We start from the raw sequence: 21,421 nt of genomic DNA on the forward strand, positions 1-21,421 counted from the left end.
TTTGCTATTTTGGATTGAGAATGTTCTTAATTACGAATTACGAATTACGAATTATCTTAACTGTGCTTGGATGCCTAAAAAATGAATCAAAAAATACCTCTGTCGTGGCTACAACTGACAAGGGAAAAAACTCGCCTAGCTGTCGCTTTGGCAGGAATTGCTTTTGCTGATATTTTAATGTTTATGCAACTCGGTTTCCGGGATGCTCTGTATTATAGTAACGTTCGATTTCATAACAGCTTGCAAGGCGATATTGTTTTAATTAACAGTCAATCTAGCGCTGTACTGGCGATGAGAAGCTTTTCTCAACGTCGATTATATAAAGCTTTAGAGTTACCCGCAGTCCAATCAGTACATCCGATATATTTGGACTTTACAATTTGGAAAAATCCTGTAACAGGCCGTCCTCGTAGTATCCTTGTCTTTGGAATGAACCCAGAAACTAACCTAGTTAACTTACCTGGAGTTCAGGAGAATTTAGATAAACTTAAACTACCTGATGTAGTTCTATTTGACCGTTCTTCTAGGGTGGAGTATGGGCCAATTGCTGCTAATTATGAGCAAGGAAAGACTGTAACAGCAGAAGTGCGAAGGCGACGAATTAAAGTAGGGGGACTATTTACATTAGGTGCATCATTTGGCGCAGATGGTAATTTAATTACGAGTGATATTAACTTTATGCGGATATTTCCCAATCGTCAGCAAGGATTAATTGATATTGGGCTGATTAGATTAAAGCCGGGAGCAGATGCTAAAGTTGTCGCCCAAGAATTACGAAAATATTTACCTAGCGAAGTAAATGTTTTAACTAAGCAAGAATTTATTGATTTTGAGCGGAATTATTGGGCAAATAGTACAGCTATTGGGTTTATTTTCACATTAGGGACTGTCATGGGTTTCATTGTAGGGACTGTGATTGTTTATCAAATCCTTTATACAGAAGTTGCAGATCACTTAGCTGAATACGCTACTCTCAAGGCAATAGGCTATACACAAAACTATTTATTGACAGTCATTCTTCAAGAGGCTTTACTATTAGCAGTTTTAGGCTATTTTCCTGGAATAATATTTGCTTTTTTTATGTATGATAGTGCCAGAAAAGCAACACTTCTACCAGTTTTTATGAGTTTTGATCGCGCCGTAATGGTGTTGTTTTTGACTATGATGATGTGTATTATTTCTGGTGCGATCGCAGTCCGAAAATTACGCTCTGCCGATCCAGCAGATATCTTTTAATTAATTGAATATTAATTAAAAGATATTGTTAATAACCAGAGCTTACAATTAAGGAAAATTGATTTTTTTTTTGCAGTCACTCCAGTGTCGGAAATACTAACTTATAACTAACAAATTTATGATGAAACAAGAACCTGTAATTGCCATTAAAAATCTCAATCACTACTATGGCAAAGGCGCACTGAGAAAACAGATATTATTTGACATCAACCTAGAAATTTATCCTGGTGAAATTGTAATTATGACCGGGCCATCAGGTTCAGGTAAAACAACATTACTGAGCTTAATTGGTGGTTTACGATCTGTACAAGAAGGAAGTTTAAAATTTTTAGGTGAAGAACTCGTTGGCGTCAGTCAAAGCAAACTAGTGCAGATGCGACGCAACATTGGTTATATTTTCCAAGCTCACAATTTGCTAGGGTTCTTGACAGCGAAGCAAAATGTGCAAATGGCGGTAGAATTGAATGATCATATTTCTCAAACAGAAGCAGTGGCTAAATCAAAAGCCATGCTGGGGTCAGTTGGTCTAGAAGAACGAGTAGATTACTACCCAGACAATCTTTCTGGTGGACAAAAACAAAGAATTGCGATCGCTCGCGCCCTAGTGAATCGTCCCCCACTAGTGCTAGCAGACGAACCAACAGCAGCATTAGATAAACAATCAGGACGCGATGTTGTGGAAATAATGCAGAGTCTAGCCAAAAATCAGGGAACTACTATCTTATTAGTGACACACGACAACCGCATTTTAGACATAGCCGATCGCATCGTAGAAATGGAAGATGGTCTTTTAACCCGTAATTCCCCAAATACAGCTATTCAGTCATGATTCCAAAGTGAGGAATCATAACTCATAACTAAGCTGTGACGCAAATAAACATAGTCTATTTACTCATAAGGGTTATCCTACCTTGCACAAAGCTTCTATGTCATTGGTCATTTGTATCTACAAAGGACAAATGACTAACGACTAATGACAGCCATAATTATTATTTAGTCGAGCCTGATTTTTTCATTCCAGTTGGATTTGGCGGAGTTGGGGCATTTGGTTGGCGACTAGTACGAAAAGTCACATTCACCCCTTCATTCGATTGTTCCAGCACCAATAGAGGCGTAGGTTTAGCCTTTTGATCCCAATGCATGGTAGCAATCCGACCTTGAATTATTGGTTGCCAACTATCTTCGTTTTCTATCGGGCTTAGGTAAGTTTCTATACAGTCAATAATTTGACTAATAGTCGCAGAAGTTGCTTGTGTCGGTAACTTCGTTAACCGGACTTGAATGCGAAACAGCACTCGCTTGGCAGAGTTACCTGCACTACCAGTCTCATACTCGACATCAAAAATTTCATCTACTTGCCGTCCAGCGCTATTAGCAATTCCGACTGATCCAAGTTGTGCTTGATTTGGACGCAGGGCTTGAGTAATTTTCTCTTTGATCTGAATCTTCACTTGATTAAGGATTGTAAAATGAAAGACCTCCTCTGCCATCCGCATTCGCAGATAATCTAGGTTAAAGTCCCGTGAGTTGACCAAATCGGGATTAGTTTCCATTTTGCGAATTGTTTCCAGCGCCAGCTTAAATTTTTTCTCTAGTTCTCGCGCACGGAATTGTTCAAACTTAAGTTTTTTCTCCAGCTTATTGATCTGGAGCTTACTATACACAATCAAAGCAATCACGGCTAAAGCCAGTACTCCAGAGGTTACTACCATTATTGGTAGTATTTGAGGATTACTTGCTGGCACTTCCTGGGATGGCTTTTTAGTCTTTGTCCCGGAGGGTAGGGCAAGAAAGATCGAAGTGGGCATGGTTGGAAAACTGAAAAACTTGACTCCTGATGTTTAGGATGCCCAAATCTTCAATGCCATCTTGCTGTATGATTAATATTCTTTACAGCCTTTTACAAACCGCGTATGTCCAGACACCAGAGCCTCCCTGCCCTGTCTGAGATTTCATCTACTAGCCTGAGCAATATTCGGCTGATAGCCACAGATATGGATGGCACCCTAACTACGCGAGGAAAATTTACTCCCGCACTGCTGCAAGCTTTAGAGGATTTAGCAACAGCTGACATTAAGGTGTTGATTGTCACAGGACGTTCTGCTGGGTGGGTGAGTGGATTGAGTGCAATTATGCCAGTCGCCGGTGCGATCGCAGAAAATGGCGGTTTGTACTTTCCACTTGGGGGGAACCAGAAACCAGTAGTCTTAACACCCATTCCTGATTTAGCTCAACATCGCCAGCACTTGGCTACGACTTTTGAGAATTTACAAACTAAATTTCCCCAAATCCAAGAATCTGCTGATAATCGCTTTCGCATCACCGACTGGACTTTTGATGTAGCTGGTTTGCGTCAAGACCAACTACAAACCCTAGACAATCTCTGTCAACAAATGGGCTGGGGATTTACCTATAGCAACGTCCAGTGTCACATTAAACCCCAAGGGCAAGATAAAGCTGTGGGATTGTTGCAGGTATTGCGCGAATATTTGCCCCAGTATTCACCAGAAGAAATTGTCACTGTTGGCGATAGCCCCAATGATGAAAGTTTATTTGATCGGCGTTATTTTCCTATTTCTGTAGGCGTGGCAAACGTGCTGGAATATATGAATCAGTTAAAATATCAGCCTGCTTATATTACCACTGCTGCCGAAGGGGAAGGATTTTGTGAGTTATCTAGTTATATTTTGAAAAGCTTGCACATTTCAAGTTAGGGAGAGGTACATTTGTTCTACAATAATCTCGTAGCACTGATTTTACAACCATGACGGCTACTCTACCTGTTAGTGTCGAATCAGAAATTTTCTACCCCAGTGCTGATGGTCAACCAGTGGCAGAAACCTACGATCACCTTTATGCCTTGCTAACTACCTTGGAAGTCCTGAAACAGTATGTGGCAAATCGTCAGGCAACAGTATTGGGAAATCAATTTCTTTACTATGCACAAGGCTTTCCCAAGTTGCGGGTAGCTCCAGATGTGATGGTGATTTTTGATGTTGCACCCGGCGGTCGGGACAACTATAAAATCTGGGAAGAGGGTCAAGTACCTACAGTTATTTTTGAAATGACATCCTTTGGTACTAAGGGACAAGACGAAATCTTCAAAAAGACCCTCTATGAGCAGCTAGGTGTCAAAGAATACTGGCTATTTGACCCGAAAGGCGAGTGGGTAGAACAACAGTTACGTGGCTATCGCCTGCGGGGAGATATCTACGAACCCATACAAGATGGACGTAGTGAACCGTTACAACTGCGTTTGGTGGTTGAGGGAAGGCTAATTGGGTTTTATCGAGAGGATACAGGGGAAAAATTACTGATCCCTGATGAACTGGCAGAGGCTTTAGGGCAGGAAGTTTTAGCAAGACAGCAGGCAGAAGAACTGGTAGAACAGGAACGCCAACGAGCAGAACAAGAACACCAACGAGCAGAACAGGAACGCCAACGCGCAGAACAGGCAGAATTGCAGATAGAACAGTTAAAGGCAAGATTGCGATCGCTCAATGTAGACCCCGATAATATTCAGTAACGCCAGCGTATGAAAAAGAAGGGGAAAGGGGAAAGCTTTTTATAGTGAGTATTTTTTACTATAAATGAGCGTGGCGATCGCTGCTGAAGGCGTTTAAAACAGCAAGATTTTCATTACTATAACCATAGCGCTGCTCAATTGTTGAGTGGGCAACGCTATTTTCTCGCCCTCACTCTGTCAACCAACAACAACTCTTCCTAATAGGTCAACCTTATATGTCAACATAGTATGTTAACCTAGTATGGTTAACTAATCTCGCACATCTAAGAATTCGGGTGTTTCCAGTTGGGAAATGCACTTGGATGGAGGTTTAACCCGAATCGGAGTTAAAAAATATATGCCAGTCGTTTCATTGGCTCAAATGATGGAGTCGGGGGTTCACTTTGGGCATCAGACCCGGCGTTGGAACCCAAAAATGTCTCCTTACATTTACACTTCCCGCAATGGTGTACATATTATCGACTTGGTGCAAACTGCCCAGTTGATGGATAATGCCTACAACTATATGCGATCGCACGCAGAACAAGGGAAGAAATTTCTTTTCGTCGGCACCAAGCGGCAAGCAGCTGGAATTATTGCCCAAGAAGCCACCCGTTGCGGTTCCCACTACATTAACCAACGCTGGTTGGGCGGAATGTTGACCAACTGGGCAACCATCAAAACACGGGTAGACCGCCTGAAAGATTTAGAACGCCGTGAGGAAACTGGCGCACTAGATTTATTACCGAAGAAAGAAGCCTCAATGCTGCGTCGGGAAATGACCAAGCTTCAGAAATACTTGGGCGGCATTAAAACAATGCGGAAAGTGCCCGATATCGTGGTAATTGTAGACCAACGCCGGGAATATAACGCAGTTCAAGAATGCCAAAAGCTGAATATTCCGATTGTGTCTATGCTGGATACAAACTGTGACCCAGATGTAGTAGATATCCCCATCCCAGCAAACGACGATGCTATCAGGTCAATTAAGCTGATAGTCGGAAAATTGGCGGATGCCATTTATGAAGGTCGTCACGGTCAGCTGGATGCTGAAGAGTATGACGAAGATTACGAAGGCGGTGAGTATGACGAAGACTACGAAGAAAGCGAATATACTGATGCCGTAATTCCCGACGAGGAAGTTGAGGAATAAGTAAAGTAGGGGTGAAGCAAATGTCCGAAGGAGGGCGGTGGCTGGCATAATAGCAGCAAGCCGCCCTAGCCTGCGGCAACTCGTAGGCTAAGGTAGAGGCGAAAAAACTCATACCTTATAATTTCATTATTTTTTCTCCCCCAGCCCTGAGTAAGATAGAAATACTCAACACCCGTGAGACAATTTTGGATTTTAGATTTTAGATTGACCCCAGCAATTAAGTCAGTTGCTCTGTCATTTAATTTTGGATTTTAGATTTATTCTCGCGTTTAAATTTCGGGGGCTTCAGACTTTTTTAATTTTGAATCTTCAATCCAAAATCCAAAATTTAAAATCTAAAATTCGGTGAGCGATTAAAACTCGAGGTCAAGTTAGGAATTGAGGCAACATGGCGGAAATATCTGCAAAACTCGTCCAAGAGCTACGCCAAAAAACTGGTGCGGGCATGATGGACTGCAAAAATGCTCTGAAAGAGACTGATGGCAACATAGAAGAAGCCGTAGACTGGCTACGGAAAAAGGGCATCTCTACGGCGGGAAAAAAAAGCGATCGCATTGCGGCAGAAGGTCTAGTGGACACCTACATTCAGCCTGCTGGTCGGGTGGGTGTACTCATAGAAGTCAACTGCCAAACTGACTTTGTTGCTCGTAACGAGGCTTTTAAAGCCTTAGTTAAGAACCTAGCAAAGCAAGCAGCGACAGCTGATAGCGTTGAGTCTTTGTTGGCTCAACCCTATATTGATCATGAAAGTGGGACTGTAGAAGAATTCATCAAGCAAACTATTGCCACTCTTGGTGAAAATATCCAAGTGCGTCGCTTTGTCAATTTTGCAATAGCAGAGGGCACACAAGGTATAGTAGACAGCTACATTCACACTGGTGGCCGAGTTGGTGTATTGGTAGAACTGGGTTCCCAAACTGAGGGAGCGGCTGCTAATTCAGAGTTCCAAAGCTTGGCACGGAACACTGCAATGCAAGTTGCAGCTTGCCCAAACGTCGAGTATGTGAGTGTAGACCAAATCCCTAGCGAAATTGCCCAAAAGGAAAAAGACATTGAAATGGGCAAGGATGATTTGGCGAACAAGCCAGATAACATCAAAGAAAAGATTGTTCAGGGACGGATTGAAAAACGCCTGAAAGAATTGGCTTTGCTAGATCAGCCTTACATTCGCGATCAAAGTATTTCTGTGGAAGACTTGGTGAAGCAAGTGAAGGCGCAATTAGGCGAAGACATTCAAATTAGTCGCTTTGTCCGCTATGTACTGGGCGAAGGCATTGAAAAGCAAGAAATTAGCTTTGCTGATGAAGTCGCTGCACAAATGGGCAGTAAGTAATATTTAGTCATTGGTCATTGGTCATTTGTCATTAGTCTTTACCAAGGACAAAGGACTAATGACTAATGACTCTTTACCAAACAGGTCAAGCAAATAGCCTGACCTGTATTTTATTAGGAAAGACGCCAAATATCGCATTTAATTTAAAATCTAAAATCCTCTGGAAAGTTATACTAAAAGAAATTCGTACATTTGTACTATGTAAGAGTTCACATGGGCAAGAACGAAAAGATATGGCAAGAGCAATCGAGCGAATTGAACGGGATATTGCAGCACTCAAAGAAGCGATTCGGGCGATCGCAGTAGAACTACAAACCGCTTATGCTAGTTATCTAAACACCTTGGGGCTAGCTGTACGAAAACAGTTGATTTTGGCGAGTTACCACCTTTGTACTCAAGGGTATCCCGAAAACTTCCTGCATTTATCATTGAATCAGCGTCAACAATTGCAACAAGCCATCCGCAAGTTGGGTCAACTGGCAGCTGAGGAATTGCTCACTTATATTAAAAGTGAGGAAATAGGGGGAGATGAGGGGGATGAGGGGGATGAGGGAGATGAGGGGGATGAGGGAGATGGGGGAAATGAGGGAGAAACTCCTGTGATTTTGGGCACATCTATTCCTGAGCCTCTTATCGCCGACACCTCTAATCCTATAGAACTGGCAAAATGGCAACAGAACTTAGAAGAGGTCACGCAAGAGATACTGAAAAAACTTTCCCATGATGCTAATCTTTTATTACAAAAAGCTGGGATATTGCCCAAAAAATTGCCAGAACCGATTTTAGCAGCGGCGGCGGCGGCATCAGAAGCGTCTGGCGAGGTAATGCCAGGGCCACCCAACTTATTAAACTTAGTAATTGAAATTGAAAATGAGCAGCAGTCAGAAGATTCTGGACTGACGCAAATCATGGCTATTAACCTGCGGCTAGGGGAAATTGAATTTGCTGATGTAACACTCTCGTCTGAGCGCAGACAAATCCGCAGTATTTTACTTCAGCTAAACAAGCTAGGACGAGAGTATCAAAAGAAACATCGGGAAAGAGCGATCGCTGAAGCTGAAGCTGCATGGCGTGCTAGTTGGTTTGAGGATTAGTCATTTGTCCAAAGTCCAATTGTCCAGAGTCAAATGACCAATGACCAATGACCAATGACTAATGACCAATGACTAATGACCAATGACTAATGACTAATGAAAAACCAGACTGGATAAGATTGCACAAAGCCTTGGCAATAGAAGCCGAACATGGCTTTACAGACTTGGTGGGCAGACAGTACCGCTTCAGTGAATTTCTGAGCCTAACTTTGGGCAAATTCCCAACAGGCTTACCCCAAACTGAACGCCGCCGTTGGCAAGGACTAGCGGTGCAATTTGCTAGTTATCCACATCTAGCACTGGAACAAAGACAACACTTAGTAGCAGAGACTCGCAGGTATCTCTCCCAACTACAGCAAGAGGAGCAGGGGGAGCAGGGGAGCAGAGGAGCAGAAGAGCAGGGGAGAATTTATCAATCCAAAATCCAAAATCCAAAATCTAAAATCATCTCTGAGGTTAGTCGGAGGCTTGCACCGAAAATTGATCAAAAACTCAGTGATTTACCAGAAATAGGCTTTAAAAAAGCTGATAATTTGGCACGGCTTGGTTTACACACCGTCCGCGACTTGCTTTTCTACTATCCCCGTGACCACATTGATTATGCACGTCAGGTAAATATCCGCGAGTTACAGGCGGGTGAAACGGTGACAATAGTCGCTACAGTGAAGCGTTGCAACTGCTTTAGTAGTCCCAAAAATCAGAAATTATCAATTTTAGAACTAATCGTCAAAGATAACAGTGGTCAAATCAAAATTGGTCGTTTTTACGCAGGTACGCGCTTTAGCAGTCGCGCTTGGCAAGAAAGTTTAAAACGCCGTTATCCAGTAGGTAGTATTCTGGCGGCGTGTGGGTTGGTGAAAGAAAGTAAATACGGCTTGACACTGGATAATCCAGAACTAGAGGTTTTGGCAAATCCAGGAGATTCGATTGAGTCGCTGAATATTGGGCGGGTGGTGCCAATTTATGGACTGACTGAGGGCGTGGTGGCGAATACAGTGCGACAGGCGGTAATTGCGGCTTTACCAGCTGCGGCTCAGATGAAAGACCCTCTGCCAAGTGGTTTGCGACAGAAGTATGGTTTGATGGAATTGAAAGATGCGATCGCTAATATCCATTTTCCCAGCGATAGCGCCGCCCTGCAAGTTGCCCGTCGTCGTCTAGTTTTTGATGAATTTTTCTACCTGCAACTTGGGTTATTGCAACGTCAGCAGCAAGCAAGGGCGATTCAAACTAGCGCCATCCTTGTTCCACGCGGTCAACTTGTAGAGAAATTTCACGAAATACTGCCTTTTCAACTCACTGGCGCACAGCAACGAGTTCTCAATGATATTCTCAACGATTTACAAAAACCTGTGCCAATGAATCGTTTGGTGCAAGGTGATGTCGGTTCCGGTAAAACGGTTGTTGCGGTGCTAGCTATCCTCGCAGCAATTCAATCAGGCTATCAAGCAGCGCTGATGGCTCCCACAGAAGTTTTGGCAGAACAACATTATCGCAAGTTAGTTAGTTGGTTTAACTTACTGCATTTACCAGTGGAATTACTGACAGGTTCCACCAAAACTGCTAAACGAAGACAAATACATTCTCAGTTAGCAACTGGTGAATTACCTCTGTTAGTGGGAACCCATGCCTTGATTCAAGACCCCGTAAACTTCCAGCAACTAGGGTTAGTGGTGATAGATGAACAGCATCGCTTTGGTGTAGAACAACGGGCGCGTTTACAGCAAAAAGGTGAGCAACCCCATGTGTTAACTATGACAGCTACCCCGATTCCCCGAACCTTAGCACTGACGATACACGGGGATTTGGATGTCAGCCAAATTGATGAGTTACCACCAGGACGGCAAAAGATTCAGACAACAGTGCTATCGGGTCAGCAACGCAACCATGCTTACGACTTGATCCGCCGAGAAATTGCCCAAGGTAGACAAGTTTACGTGGTTTTGCCGTTAGTGGAAGAATCAGAAAAACTGGATCTGCGATCGGCTGTAGAGGAGCATCAAAAGTTACAAGAAAGCGTTTTTCCCGACTTTCAAGTGGGGTTGCTACACGGTCGCATGAGTTCAGCCGAGAAGGATAAGGCTATTACCAAATTCCGTGATAATCAAACGCAAATTTTGGTTTCTACTACCGTTATTGAGGTTGGTGTAGACGTACCTAATGCTACAGTAATGCTCATTGAAAATGCAGAGCGGTTTGGTTTATCGCAACTGCACCAACTGCGAGGGCGTGTCGGTCGTGGCGCGGCTCAGTCCTACTGTTTGTTGATGAGCAGTTCCAGAAGTCCTGATGCACAACAACGGCTGAAAGTGTTGGAACAATCTCAGGATGGTTTTTTCATTTCTGAGATGGATATGCGTTTTCGTGGGCCAGGGCAAGTACTGGGAACTCGTCAATCTGGAGTGCCAGATTTTACCTTAGCAAGTTTGGTTGAGGATGAAGAAGTTTTACTTTTAGCACGGCAAGCAGCCGAGAAAATTATAGAAATGGATGCAACTTTAGAGCGTTGGTATTTGATGAAAGAAGAGTTGAAATATCGGTATGAGCGATTGATGGGTGGGGCGATTTTGACATAATATAAGTGAGTAAATTCGTATTTAACCGAAGTAAAAATAGCTTAATGGCAATACCTTTTACAGATCGGGAAATGGAAAAAGCATGGTATCAAAATCTGTGTGCTTATAAAAATTCTCAGGAAACATCTCGAACTAATGCCCATCGATTACTCTTATTTTATGCCGTTGAATGTGGTCTTAAGACAATTTTAATGAAGAGGAAAGGGCATAAGCGTAGTGATTCGTGTACAGATATTGCTGAATGTCAACATAATATAAATAAGTTATTAGACTGTTTAGGTGCAGGAGGGTCTTTAAATATACCTGAAATATTTATTAGTGAAGTATTCGATACTAGGAATAATAAAGAAGAGAGAAAATTAAATAGTGGACAGATCAACCAAATGTGGCGGTACGGAGGAAAAGTAATTTCTATAGTTAGTCAAAAACAAAAAGCAAGCGATGAAGATATAGAGAATAAATTACTAGCAATATCAAAATGGATTGCGGGAGAAATTGAAAGACTATGAATGCACCAAAATCGCCAAAATTACTCACATGGCTTGATGTAAGGAGAACTATTGGACATAAAACTAACTATGGTACTAAATTACCAGAAGGGGTAGTAAAAATTCGCTGTTACTCAGATGCTTTAGAAATATATCTTATTAGTGATCAAAACAGAGAAAATGCTGAGAATGCTTTAAAAGGATGGTTCAAAGATTGGTATCAACAAGAGTCATCTATTATTTATTTTACCCTTGGTGATGCCACATTATCGGTAGAATTTTTTTCTGGGGAAGAAGTTTACAAAAGTGATATTGATGTGCGTCCATTCTGGGAAGAAATTGCTTATTTAGATAGTGAATCAGAAGCAGAAATGGTAATAGTCAAACCAGTTAAACTTCCAGAAGCATATATTGAAAAACCTACTTTAATAGCCTTCTATTCCTTTAAAGGTGGTGTTGGTAGAACATTGAATTTAGCAGCACATCTTTTTGCTTTACTAGATAGAGCTAAAGAAATAGATAAGTCTACAACTGTATTAGTTATTGATGCTGATTTAGAAGCTCCTGGTCTTACTTATTGGAACGCTTTTGAAAAACAACAACCAGCAGTTTCTTTCATTGATTTCCTCGAAGTTTACCACTATTCTCCTATCGAAAGAGAACAAGCACTTTCATTATTTGCACGGGAAGTTAAAAAATCTGCTAAGTACGAAGGTAAAGCAACAGTTTATTTTCTACCTGCTTGTCTTGAAGATAAAGAACTATTAGATACACCTATTCTGCCTGAACACTTGGTAAGAAGTCCAGATGGAGCTTGGGAATGTGGTAATGCTATTCATAGTTTAGGTAAGGCTGTTGGTGCTGACTATGTATTAATTGATTTGAGAGCGGGTTTAAGTGAAATATCAAGTCCTATTATTTTTGATCCAAGAATTCAACGTTTTCTGATCACCACAATCAACGATCAATCAGTGAGAGGTACAAGTCTTGTTCTGGAACAAATTGCTAGAGTAGCACCGTCAGAGGCAAGTGTAAATGATGAAAGATATTACGATCCGTCTTTGATCATTAGTATGCTAACGCCAGAATTGAGATTATTACCTGCGGTTGAAGATGCATTGGTGCGATTGCAATCTGCTTATTTACAGTCAGAAGAAGATAATTTATATGCTACAAGATTGGATATCAAAGAAACCTATTTTTCCCAAGAATTACTATACATTAATAATTGGGAAGATGCGCGTTTAAAACTAAGTCCAACTTCAGTGATGAATATAGCAAAGGAGTGGGCTAAAGAACAGTTGTTTATAACCAATGATCAGGAATTGAAGTCAAAATCTATAAAAGAGCATCAGGGAATTGTTGAGGTTTGTAGGCTCAGAGATTTATGTCAGCAATATGAGTATGCTGAACAAGGGCGGGGAGAAGATTTATTAGTAACAGAACCATTGAAGAATTTAGCGACTAATTTTCGAGATGAATTACCTCATGTTGTATCAATTGGAGCTAAAGGTGCAGGAAAAACGTTTAACTATATACAGTTGTCACGTTTTAAATACTGGGAAAGTTTTTTGAATCGTATAGATAATACAATTCAGGAATCACAGCTAAAAACATATATCTTCCCTTTCCTGGAATCAAGTAATATTAAAGATAATGCAAAAAGTGTGATTAACGAAGCTAGAAACGAGGCAAGATTAGCTTTGGGAGACACTGTTCCTGAGTTTCTACCTTCAGAATATGTGGATAGAATTAAAAGAGCAATTGCCGCTGAAAACTGGAGTGAACCAGAATGGACGGAATTCTGGATTGGTCAAATTGCAAAAGCTATAGGTGTGAATCCTGAAACACATAGTCCTAATATTCTTAGCATCATAAATCGTGATTTGAAAGATAGAGGCTTACGTATTATCTTTCTGTTTGATGGATTAGAGGATATATTCCCAAACATTGCATCCAGCAATCAAGAAAAAATTGCTTTAAAAGCTCTGATTGATGATTTGCCAAAGAGGTTATCGGAAATTAGGCAGTCTAATCTTGGGATAATAATTTTTCTGCGCCGTGATTTCCTGCGTTATACAATTACTCAAAACTTAAAACAGTTTGAAAATCTTTACCTTTCTTATGATCTATCTTGGGATCAAGATTCTTTTCTGCGTTTAGTCTTTTGGATATGTAGCCAGTCTCAAGTAATAGATGCCTCGCTAGCAGAGATTAGCAGTTTAAATAAACAGAATATTATAGAGCGATTAGAAAAATTATGGGGTAAAAGGCTAGGTTCAGATAACTCTAAAGAAGCATATACAGCTTCCTGGATATTTGCAGCTTTGACAGATTTTAATGGTAGGCTTCAGGCCAGAGATATTGTTCGTTTATTGTACCACGCAGCCGATATTACTGTAGAAAGAACTAAAGAAGTACAATTTGAAAAGTGGTCTACGAGTCGTATTTTACCTCCTCAAGCTATTCGCCGCGCTCTTAAGCCATGTAGTGAAAAGAAGGTGGAAGAAGCCAAGGAAGAATATCCATCTTTCAAAACTTGGGTTGAGGTAACACTACCTAAATATCCCCCTTCTGAACGAAAAATTCCTTTTGGAGTAGAACAGTTTGAAATGGATCAGCCGACAGTAAGAATGCTAGAGGAAATGGGGGTTATTTACGAAGATAAGGAAAAGGATAGCGAGGCACGATTTTATATGCCAGAAATCTTCCGCGAAGGTTTAGGTTTTTCAGGTACAGGAGCAAGACCTCGGATACTGGTTTTGAAGCGTAAGGTATTAGGAAAAGGGATTTTGTAATTTTACTTGTGTGTTATACCTAACTCTGTACTCCTTACTTTTGAATCACGATACTTGCTGCATTTCGGCATAAGCTTGATAAACACTGTTCACGTTGTACCAATTGAGAAAAATTCGGGCGATTTCTAACGCTAATTGCGGTTTACCTAAATTAATTAGCCATTGCAAAAATGGAGCCATTGTTCTTTCATTTAGCGCACCATTGAGCGAAAGAATACCCCAAAGTAAGCGATGCAGCCAAGTCATTTGAATCATCATTCGCACTTCCCGTATGGGATGCTTTTGATAAAATAAAACTCCCATACGTCCGCGTTGAATTTCTTGGTCAATCAATCGGGGAATTTGCTCTAAGTTAAATGGTGGATGCCAGTGATATCCTACCGCTTCTGGACATTTAATTAGTGTCAAACCTAGTTTTTTTAGCCTCACACCTAATTCTAAATCTTCCCAGCCATAGAGTTGGAAACTGGTGTCAAAAAGCCCGGCTTTCTCTAGCCAATGTCTAGGTATTGCTACATTTCCCGTAGCAAAAAAAGCTGCTGAAAAATCTGTGACTTTGTACGGTTCAGCAGTTGGGTTATTGAAATTACAAGTATTAATAACTGCTCCGTAAGTGAAAAGGCGATCGCTCCTCAATTTCTCCTGTCCCTGCATTAGTGCATCCGCATGGGCTTGCAGGAAATTTTGCAGCACTATTAGATCGCTATCAATAAAGATAATTGTATCTCCCTGCGCCTGTTCTACCCCCAAATTTCGAGCCGCAGCTGGGCCAGCATGGTCTTGTTGAAACCAGCGTACATGGGGAAACTCCTCTTTGTGTTCTGTCAACCAATCCAATGTGCGATCGGTAGAACCATCATCCACCAAAACAATCTCGTAATTAGTAATCGAACTTGGCTGACTTAACTCCTGCATCTCTAAGGCGCGGAGGCACTTTTCTAAAATTGGTTGGCGATTATAAGTCGGTATCACAACGCTGAAAAACACACTATCACCCACAACACTATTTATCCATCTCCAGGATAGGACAGATAGGACACTGACACTGTTCCTTACTTGATTCTGGTTACAGAAATGGTGAATCTGCCGATGATGCAATTTTATAAATATAGGACTTATACATGAGTTAGGGAATAACGAACCGCAGAGGCGCAGAGTACACACAAGAGTTGTCGGAGCGGCGGCTTCCGTCGTTGGCGCAGCCCGCCGCAGGCATCTGAAATTCGCTGGAAATCAGAGTTTCAGAGATATTTTGCGTAAGTCCTAAATAGCTACAACCTCATTGATGATAATGATGAGCTAGAGAGTTAACTATGTAGTCTTCTTTGGATATCAAAAATTTATCGCTCATGTTGACCAGCGATCGCGTTACTTTTGAAGATTCAACTTAAATTCATCAAACTTCAACACTTCCGAATCAGGCTTGCGGGTATCAAAGCGATAACTACTTATTGTACCTGTCCCCGTATCAAAAATACTGAAAACCGTAATATCATTACTCGTAATATAAGGCATTGGCTTGCCATCTTCACCCAGCAAGGGAGAAATTGTTGGCACTATCGGTTCTAAACCATTGGGATCACCAACCTTAACATAATCCTCTTGATATCCAATTGGCACTTCTCGCTTTCTGTCACCCCAAGCAGCACCGTAAGTATTGCCCACATTAGATGTTTCCAGAAAGTGCATTCCACTGGAACTAACAAAGCGGTTCCACAAATGGGAATGTCCATAGAATACCAATTGCACATTAGCTGCTTCAAGTATTGGGACAACATCGCGGATAATATAATCTGCGTCTTTGGGGTACTCGTAACGCACTGCTTTGATATTGCTGTTATCCCGTTCAATTATCTGTACTGGTTCTGTATAAGCCGGAACTATATTATCACCCAGAGTATGAGGCGGATGATGAAACATCACAACTTTGTATTTTGCTTCTTTAAACTCAGGGCTGTTCAGTTCTGCCTCCAACCAATTGTACTGCTTGCTGCCTTTAGCAATTGGCTCATAAATCAACTGTCCATAACCCCAATTTTCAGGATTATTTAAATCCTTTTCTGCTTCTTGATATCTACCCTTACGCTTTCCATCTAAGTTGGGAGTGCGCCACATATTCGTAGCGTACAGCACGACCAAACGCACATCACCAAAAGTAACTGCATAATACCTTTTTCCACCCTCTTTACTTTTTGGTAAAGAGAAAATCTCTTCGTAGGTATTAGTATTAAAAGAATTATCTATTAAAGATTTGTCTTGGTAGATTTTTTGAGCAACGACACGCGGAATCGTATCATCAAATTCACCATTTAAACTTCCCGTCCTAGCAAAGCGCCCCATAACTTCATGATTGCCAATGCAAGTAAACATGGGTGCGTGTTGAATTATTTCTCCACCAGTGTAGGTTGTCTTAACACCGTCGTGCGTCATTTCATATTTGGCACGACCTTGTAAACCGGGAAACAACGCCCCACCACTATGATCATCAAACCATTCTGAGGCGCGATCGCTAACATTGACCAAATCACCGGCAAACCACACCCCATCAACTCGTCCAACCGTTTCTACCACCTTTTGCAGATTTGCCGATGTCATTGGCTTTAATTGATGGTCAGAGGTCAGCAGAATTTTTAATGGTGTATCCGGTTTTGGAGTAGCTGCGAGGCTAAAAACATCACTGCTAACACTCTCGCCGTCTTCTCGCACACTCGTGACAAGATAGTTTACCCGCAAACCAGGAGTTAATCCAGTCACCTCAGTTTCATGTCGCCAAATATCACGCTGGACGGGTTTTTGATAAACTTGACCGTCTTTGGTTTGGTTTGCAACTTTTGACTCTTGGTCTTCACGCGTGCGACTGAGTTTAGTAGTATCTGCCTTAGCAGTGTGTTTGAGATTTTCCCCGTAGGTTACTGTGTGATTAACACCAGCAAACTCAGTAAACCAAACTACTCGCACTGAGGTTTCAGTTGGCAGTTGCAAAAATGGATCGGTGAGTAGTTGGGGTGCTGATGTCATAATTGTTTGCCCAAGTGAACGCACACTTACCAGAGTAAAGCATATAACAAGCACAAGCATAGCCACCAAGGATATTTTAGGGCGGCTTAAGCGTCTGAGCATAAGTAACATCCCAAAATTTTTTAGGTGTCCGTGACTTAACGCAATTTTATTATTAGCCTTTTTACGGGCAGGGTTAAAATTTTTTTCTCCATCAAGCCTCTAGTTTCAGCATTAGGCTTCATCTGTAGGCTTTTCCAGTTTTTATCTAAACAGAATTCAGGAGTCAGAATACCCAACTGAATTCTATTTGGATAAAGTATAAATACTTATCAAAATAGCCCGTTTATGGCGAGTAGTGCAAACTTTTAAAAAGATTTAACAGTGATTTAACACTGGCGTTTTTTAAGGTTTATCAACTAAAAATCGGACAAAAAGAGCATAAATAGCATTTTATTCCTCGCTATCATCGCTGTTTCAGATCACAACCAACTTCTGAGGAGATAGATAGATTGACCTCACGAAGTTTAGTGAGATAATAGAGTTGTGAGGGACAGAACGGACGCAACTTGATTATTAAGGGGGAAAATTATGAAACTCCAGCTATTAGCGGCCATGGCCTTAGCAACTCCCCTATTGTTCACTAGCTCGGTTAGAGCCGGGAATCCGCAGGACTTACAAAAGCTGCTTTCAACTGGGGAATGTATTAAGTGTGATTTAGCGGGAGCTAACCTCAGTGGCGCTCATTTAATTGGTGCTGATTTGAGAGGCTCGAAGCTCCAAGGAGCCAACCTTGTAGGGGCTAACCTCGAAGGTGCTGACTTAACTGGTGCAAACTTGGCAGGTGCTAACTTAACATCCGCTTATGTAACCAATGTGAATTTGAAGCAAACCAATCTCAACGGGGTAAATTTTACTCGCGCTACGATTAACGATTCTAATGTTTATCAAGCATCAATGAATGATCTCAATCTGACTGATGCAAAAATATTTAACACTGGAATCGGTATTGGTGGAGAAGGAGAAGGTGCCGTGATTCCCGATTGGAAATAGGCTAAACTGAGTAGGCAGGTTAAATTGAAGAAGAATTCAGAAGTCAGAATTCAGGAATCAGAATCAATCAGTCGGGGATTGGGACCCGCCACTACGAAAGTTGACCACCAAATCTACGATTTGGTGGGGGTCTAAAAAGAGTCTATTCATCCGCTTTTTCGGTCAAAATTCATTCTGAATTCTGACGACTGACTCCTAAATTCTGTTTCGATAAACACAACATAGGTTTTTGCAAGTTTTAAATCAGAGAAACTGGTTTTTTGCCAGCATTATCCTTAAAATCTGCCTATACAAGAATAAAAAATGAACCCTCTCTGGCTTGTAATCACTTTACTATGACGAAAGCAGAGGGGGTTTCTTATGGGGATTGAGCCGATATTCACGCCAAAATCATCCTCTTCCTAATCTGTATGGAATTGCAGATGTCAATACAGTAGGATTATCCAGGTAGCAACTACGACGACAACAGTAGGTGTAGAAAATCTACTGCTAAGGTGAAGGAAATTGATGTTGCTGCCACAATAGAATTAAGCCGCTACTCCAGAATTCCTTATGAGTGAATCTATCACCTTGACAGACGCTGGCTTATTACCAGAAGATTTGTTACCAGATGTTAGTCATCTGGTGACAGAGGACGATGAACCCTTGGATAATCTACCATCTGAAAAACAACAAAGATTACTTACAGAAACCCTTTACAGTTCTTGGAACGGGGCAAGTAATGCCCAAGGGTTTCTCGTGGCCGCCAATGTGGGGTTGTTTCCCAGTAACAAGCAACTGCCGATTGTGCCTGATGTATTCTTGAGCCTGGATGTACAAGTAGCTGAAAACTGGTGGGAAAAACGGCATCGCTCTTATTTCTTCTGGGACTTTGGTAAACCGCCAGAGGTGGTGATTGAAATTGTTTCAAATCGAGAAGGCAATGAAACAGGACGGAAAATCTTAGAGTATGCCAGGATGCGGGTAATGTACTACATTATCTTTGACCCAACTCGGCAACTTGGTGGTGAAGTTCTACAGATGTATGAGTTGCAAGGGCGGCAATACATACCCATGAGTGAGCAATGGCTAACTGAAGTTGAGCTAGGTTTATGTTTGTGGGAAGGCGCGTATGAAGGTAAGCGGGATATTTGGCTGAGGTGGTGTGACGCCACAGGGAATATGATTCCTACTGGTGCAGAACGAGCCGAACAAGAACGCTTACGAGCTGAACAAGAACGCTCACGAGCCGAACAAGAGCGAGAAGCCAAAGAAACTGCCCTGCAACGGGCTGAACGCTTGGCAGCACAGTTACGAGCATTGGGTGTTGAGCCGGAAGTGTGAGGAAACCCCTAAAAATAAAAAACCCGCCGTAGCGGGTTACACAACAAAACTATGAACATTGAAAACTTGATTTAGCTGGAATACCTCATCTCAGCTTCTAGTTGACGAATCAGTTGTTCGTCGCCCTTTGCTCTGGCTACTTCCAAGCGATGCTCTAGGCTTTTTTGAATATTCGCTCTGTGAGCTTCTTGTCCTTTGCTCACACTTTGTAGTCTATTTTGACTCATAGTGATTACCTTTTTTAATTTTTCACTTTATGTCTTGTATTCATAACATAACACATATTTTGTAGCTGTTGTTACAGAAAAGTATTTTTTTATAGAATTAATTTGATTAAGAATTATGTACAAGAATCAGATAAATCAACAACCACTCGTGACTTTACTGAGCGATTTTAGCGATCGCAATGTTTATGTCGGCATAATGAAGGGAGTCATAGCCCAAATTAACCCTAGACTGACGGTGGTAGACTTAACACACCAAATTCCGCCGCAAGACATTGCCGCAGCCAGGTTTTGCCTGATGAATGCTTATCCCTACTTCCCAGTTGGGACAGTGCATCTGGCAATAGTAGATCCGGGTGTGGGAAGCAAGCGACGAGCGATCGCAGTAGAATTTGCTCAAGGATTTCTAGTAGGCCCAGATAATGGTATATTCAGTGGCGTACTCAGTCAAAGTCCAGCGATCGCAGCCGTCGAACTCACAAATTTTAATTATTGGCGAACTCCTCAACCAAGCAAGACTTTTCACGGTAGGGATATCTTTGCACCAGTGGGAGCTAGTCTTGCTAGTGGTGTTCTTCTCAAACAGCTAGGACAAGAAATAGATCCAGCAAGTTTGGTAAAACTGGATGTAGGCGAGTGCAAACAGACAACCACTGGTGTAGTAGGTTGCATTCAATATATTGATCACTTTGGTAACTTAGTGAGCAACATTCCAGGGAGTTATGTCCAAGGCAAAACTTGGTATGTGCAAGCCACACTTTTGAGTATACCAGGCTGTGAAACTTATAGTGATGTTGAGGTTGGAGAGGCGATCGCTTTAGTTGGCAGTCACGGCTGGGTAGAAATTGCCATTAATAGCGGCAATGCTCACTCTCAATTGCAGTTAGATTGGCAAGAAACACTTCAAGTTGTGCTAACTTAAATACCGCATCTTGTGAGTGGCGCATCAAGAGAAACATCAAAATTATATCCTCTTTCCACAGTTGGCAGATGTCCTGGGGGGAAAGTTTTAAAGTTTGGTTCCTTACCAGGTTTATACTCATATCTTTTAGTTTGCTGATTATAATTCCACTGAATCAGCCACTCACCTGTTAACGTTTGCCATCCAACCGCGTCATACATCTTGCGATAGTCGTTTTTTTGTTCCCTCAAAATCTTTTCTTGAGCGCTAAAGCCCAACTTACCATCACTGGCTGTACTCCAAAGCCTGTCAATGGTTTTTAAATCAACACACGAAAGTGCATTCATTTCGTCTTTGGCAATAGCACCCTCGGCTTGTGCCCTAGTCCCTGCAACATCTAGCATTCTCAGGTAAGTTTCTCGGTTAGCCTCTTGCCAATCTTTACTTTGCAAATATTTCTGCAACTGGCTGTAATCGACATTGCGGGCTGTGGTAATTTCTACTTGCTTTAATGAGCTAGGCTTAGTAGTTGTGTTAACTAAATCAGTGCTTCCTGGGCTTTTAATCTCGGACTTAGACCGCGTTAAGGAATATCCAATCCAGCTTAAAACAGCAAATATACCTATAAGACTTGCTGTGATTAATAAGGTTAGTGCCAGAACAGTCTGATTATTCTTTGCCATTTTGGATGCTTCTGATTACTTTGAACGCCCCAGATCGAATTTAGTCTAACCGCTACC

18 protein-coding genes are annotated in these 21,421 nt (G+C 41.7%); 13 read left to right on the forward strand and 5 right to left on the reverse strand.

What is annotated here, in order from left to right; translation table 11 throughout:
• The first annotated feature begins 81 nt into the window (after positions 1-81).
• Positions 82-1,236 carry an ABC transporter permease DevC gene (gene devC, locus V7L05_RS09915; protein WP_335163995.1) on the forward strand — a complete coding sequence of 385 codons (1,155 nt, stop codon included), beginning with the start codon at positions 82-84 and terminating at the stop codon, positions 1,234-1,236.
• A 121-nt stretch (positions 1,237-1,357) separates the two neighbouring features.
• A complete protein-coding gene (locus V7L05_RS09920) occupies positions 1,358-2,065 on the forward strand; it encodes a DevA family ABC transporter ATP-binding protein (RefSeq protein WP_335164033.1) in 708 nt (235 codons plus the stop codon).
• A 160-nt stretch (positions 2,066-2,225) separates the two neighbouring features.
• Here the strand turns inward: V7L05_RS09920 and V7L05_RS09925 are convergent, their stop codons facing one another.
• On the reverse strand, positions 2,226-3,044 hold the full coding sequence (locus V7L05_RS09925) for a hypothetical protein (RefSeq protein WP_335163996.1): 819 nt from the start codon (positions 3,042-3,044) through the stop codon (positions 2,226-2,228).
• 105 nt (positions 3,045-3,149) lie between these two features.
• On the opposite strand from V7L05_RS09925, the gene V7L05_RS09930 reads away from it, so the two are divergent.
• The 8 genes from V7L05_RS09930 to V7L05_RS09965 all read left to right on the forward strand — a co-directional run bounded on the left by V7L05_RS09930 (position 3,150) and on the right by V7L05_RS09965 (position 14,183).
• Positions 3,150-3,950 (forward strand): HAD family hydrolase, encoded by an 801-nt coding sequence (locus V7L05_RS09930; protein WP_335163997.1) that lies wholly within the window; start codon positions 3,150-3,152, stop codon positions 3,948-3,950.
• 50 nt (positions 3,951-4,000) lie between these two features.
• Positions 4,001-4,762 (forward strand): Uma2 family endonuclease, encoded by a 762-nt coding sequence (locus V7L05_RS09935; RefSeq protein ID WP_335163998.1) that lies wholly within the window; start codon positions 4,001-4,003, stop codon positions 4,760-4,762.
• Positions 4,763-5,099: 337 nt separating this feature from the next.
• A complete protein-coding gene (rpsB, locus tag V7L05_RS09940) occupies positions 5,100-5,894 on the forward strand; it encodes a 30S ribosomal protein S2 (protein ID WP_300415762.1) in 795 nt (264 codons plus the stop codon).
• Between the two features lie 388 nt (positions 5,895-6,282).
• Positions 6,283-7,227, forward strand: coding sequence for a translation elongation factor Ts (gene tsf / locus V7L05_RS09945; RefSeq protein WP_335163999.1), 945 nt, complete (start codon positions 6,283-6,285; stop codon positions 7,225-7,227).
• A 233-nt stretch (positions 7,228-7,460) separates the two neighbouring features.
• Positions 7,461-8,321 (forward strand): hypothetical protein, encoded by an 861-nt coding sequence (locus V7L05_RS09950; RefSeq protein ID WP_335164034.1) that lies wholly within the window; start codon positions 7,461-7,463, stop codon positions 8,319-8,321.
• 89 nt (positions 8,322-8,410) lie between these two features.
• A complete protein-coding gene (gene recG, locus V7L05_RS09955; RefSeq protein ID WP_335164000.1) occupies positions 8,411-10,897 on the forward strand; it encodes an ATP-dependent DNA helicase RecG in 2,487 nt (828 codons plus the stop codon).
• Positions 10,898-10,941: 44 nt separating this feature from the next.
• Positions 10,942-11,406: a hypothetical protein gene (locus tag V7L05_RS09960; protein ID WP_335164001.1), complete on the forward strand. Its 465-nt coding sequence runs from the start codon at positions 10,942-10,944 to the stop codon at positions 11,404-11,406.
• Positions 11,403-14,183, forward strand: a complete 2,781-nt coding sequence (locus tag V7L05_RS09965) for a ParA family protein (protein WP_335164002.1) — start codon at positions 11,403-11,405, stop codon at positions 14,181-14,183. The genes V7L05_RS09960 and V7L05_RS09965 overlap by 4 nt, the downstream gene beginning before the upstream one ends.
• Positions 14,184-14,228: 45 nt before the next feature.
• On the opposite strand, the gene V7L05_RS09970 is transcribed toward V7L05_RS09965, so the two are convergent.
• Positions 14,229-15,170: a glycosyltransferase family 2 protein gene (locus V7L05_RS09970; RefSeq protein ID WP_335164035.1), complete on the reverse strand. Its 942-nt coding sequence runs from the start codon at positions 15,168-15,170 to the stop codon at positions 14,229-14,231.
• A gap of 381 nt (positions 15,171-15,551) precedes the next feature.
• Positions 15,552-17,201: a metallophosphoesterase gene (locus V7L05_RS09975; RefSeq protein WP_335164003.1), complete on the reverse strand. Its 1,650-nt coding sequence runs from the start codon at positions 17,199-17,201 to the stop codon at positions 15,552-15,554.
• A 570-nt stretch (positions 17,202-17,771) separates the two neighbouring features.
• Between V7L05_RS09975 and V7L05_RS09980 the strand changes: the two genes are divergently transcribed.
• Entirely contained in the window at positions 17,772-18,233 is a 462-nt protein-coding gene (locus V7L05_RS09980; RefSeq protein ID WP_335164004.1) for a pentapeptide repeat-containing protein, read from the forward strand.
• A gap of 552 nt (positions 18,234-18,785) precedes the next feature.
• Positions 18,786-19,556: a Uma2 family endonuclease gene (locus V7L05_RS09985; RefSeq protein WP_335164005.1), complete on the forward strand. Its 771-nt coding sequence runs from the start codon at positions 18,786-18,788 to the stop codon at positions 19,554-19,556.
• Between the two features lie 71 nt (positions 19,557-19,627).
• Here the strand turns inward: V7L05_RS09985 and pirA are convergent, their stop codons facing one another.
• The gene (gene pirA, locus V7L05_RS09990; RefSeq protein WP_300423941.1) at positions 19,628-19,783 is read right to left on the reverse strand and encodes an arginine synthesis PII-interacting regulator PirA; all 156 of its coding nucleotides are present in this window, start codon (positions 19,781-19,783) and stop codon (positions 19,628-19,630) included.
• 115 nt (positions 19,784-19,898) lie between these two features.
• Between pirA and V7L05_RS09995 the strand changes: the two genes are divergently transcribed.
• Positions 19,899-20,702: an SAM hydrolase/SAM-dependent halogenase family protein gene (locus V7L05_RS09995; RefSeq protein WP_335164006.1), complete on the forward strand. Its 804-nt coding sequence runs from the start codon at positions 19,899-19,901 to the stop codon at positions 20,700-20,702.
• Here V7L05_RS09995 and V7L05_RS10000 read toward each other — a convergent pair.
• Positions 20,699-21,364 (reverse strand): GUN4 domain-containing protein, encoded by a 666-nt coding sequence (locus V7L05_RS10000; RefSeq protein WP_335164007.1) that lies wholly within the window; start codon positions 21,362-21,364, stop codon positions 20,699-20,701. The two genes, V7L05_RS09995 and V7L05_RS10000, sit on opposite strands and share 4 nt — an antisense overlap.
• Positions 21,365-21,421 lie beyond the last annotated feature (57 nt).

It is taken from the genome of Nostoc sp. (assembly GCF_036917755.1).
GTDB lineage: Bacteria > Cyanobacteriota > Cyanobacteriia > Cyanobacteriales > Nostocaceae > Nostoc.

Bases quoted from the DNA above. Each gene is read 5' to 3' on its own strand.
- V7L05_RS09980 (WP_335164004.1), top strand. From the start codon at position 17,772: ATGAAACTCCAGCTATTAGCGGCCATGGCCTTAGCAACTCCCCTATTG.
- V7L05_RS09995 (WP_335164006.1), top strand. From the start codon at position 19,899: ATGTACAAGAATCAGATAAATCAACAACCACTCGTGACTTTACTGAGC.
- recG (WP_335164000.1), top strand. From the start codon at position 8,411: ATGACTAATGAAAAACCAGACTGGATAAGATTGCACAAAGCCTTGGCA.
- V7L05_RS09925 (WP_335163996.1), bottom strand. From the start codon at position 3,044: ATGCCCACTTCGATCTTTCTTGCCCTACCCTCCGGGACAAAGACTAAA.
- V7L05_RS09975 (WP_335164003.1), bottom strand. From the start codon at position 17,201: ATGACATCAGCACCCCAACTACTCACCGATCCATTTTTGCAACTGCCA.
- V7L05_RS09965 (WP_335164002.1), top strand. From the start codon at position 11,403: ATGAATGCACCAAAATCGCCAAAATTACTCACATGGCTTGATGTAAGG.
- devC (WP_335163995.1), top strand. From the start codon at position 82: ATGAATCAAAAAATACCTCTGTCGTGGCTACAACTGACAAGGGAAAAA.
- V7L05_RS09960 (WP_335164001.1), top strand. From the start codon at position 10,942: ATGGCAATACCTTTTACAGATCGGGAAATGGAAAAAGCATGGTATCAA.
- tsf (WP_335163999.1), top strand. From the start codon at position 6,283: ATGGCGGAAATATCTGCAAAACTCGTCCAAGAGCTACGCCAAAAAACT.
- V7L05_RS09985 (WP_335164005.1), top strand. From the start codon at position 18,786: ATGAGTGAATCTATCACCTTGACAGACGCTGGCTTATTACCAGAAGAT.
- V7L05_RS09920 (WP_335164033.1), top strand. From the start codon at position 1,358: ATGAAACAAGAACCTGTAATTGCCATTAAAAATCTCAATCACTACTAT.
- V7L05_RS09935 (WP_335163998.1), top strand. From the start codon at position 4,001: ATGACGGCTACTCTACCTGTTAGTGTCGAATCAGAAATTTTCTACCCC.
- pirA (WP_300423941.1), bottom strand. From the start codon at position 19,783: ATGAGTCAAAATAGACTACAAAGTGTGAGCAAAGGACAAGAAGCTCAC.
- V7L05_RS09930 (WP_335163997.1), top strand. From the start codon at position 3,150: ATGTCCAGACACCAGAGCCTCCCTGCCCTGTCTGAGATTTCATCTACT.
- V7L05_RS09950 (WP_335164034.1), top strand. From the start codon at position 7,461: ATGGCAAGAGCAATCGAGCGAATTGAACGGGATATTGCAGCACTCAAA.
- rpsB (WP_300415762.1), top strand. From the start codon at position 5,100: ATGCCAGTCGTTTCATTGGCTCAAATGATGGAGTCGGGGGTTCACTTT.
- V7L05_RS10000 (WP_335164007.1), bottom strand. From the start codon at position 21,364: ATGGCAAAGAATAATCAGACTGTTCTGGCACTAACCTTATTAATCACA.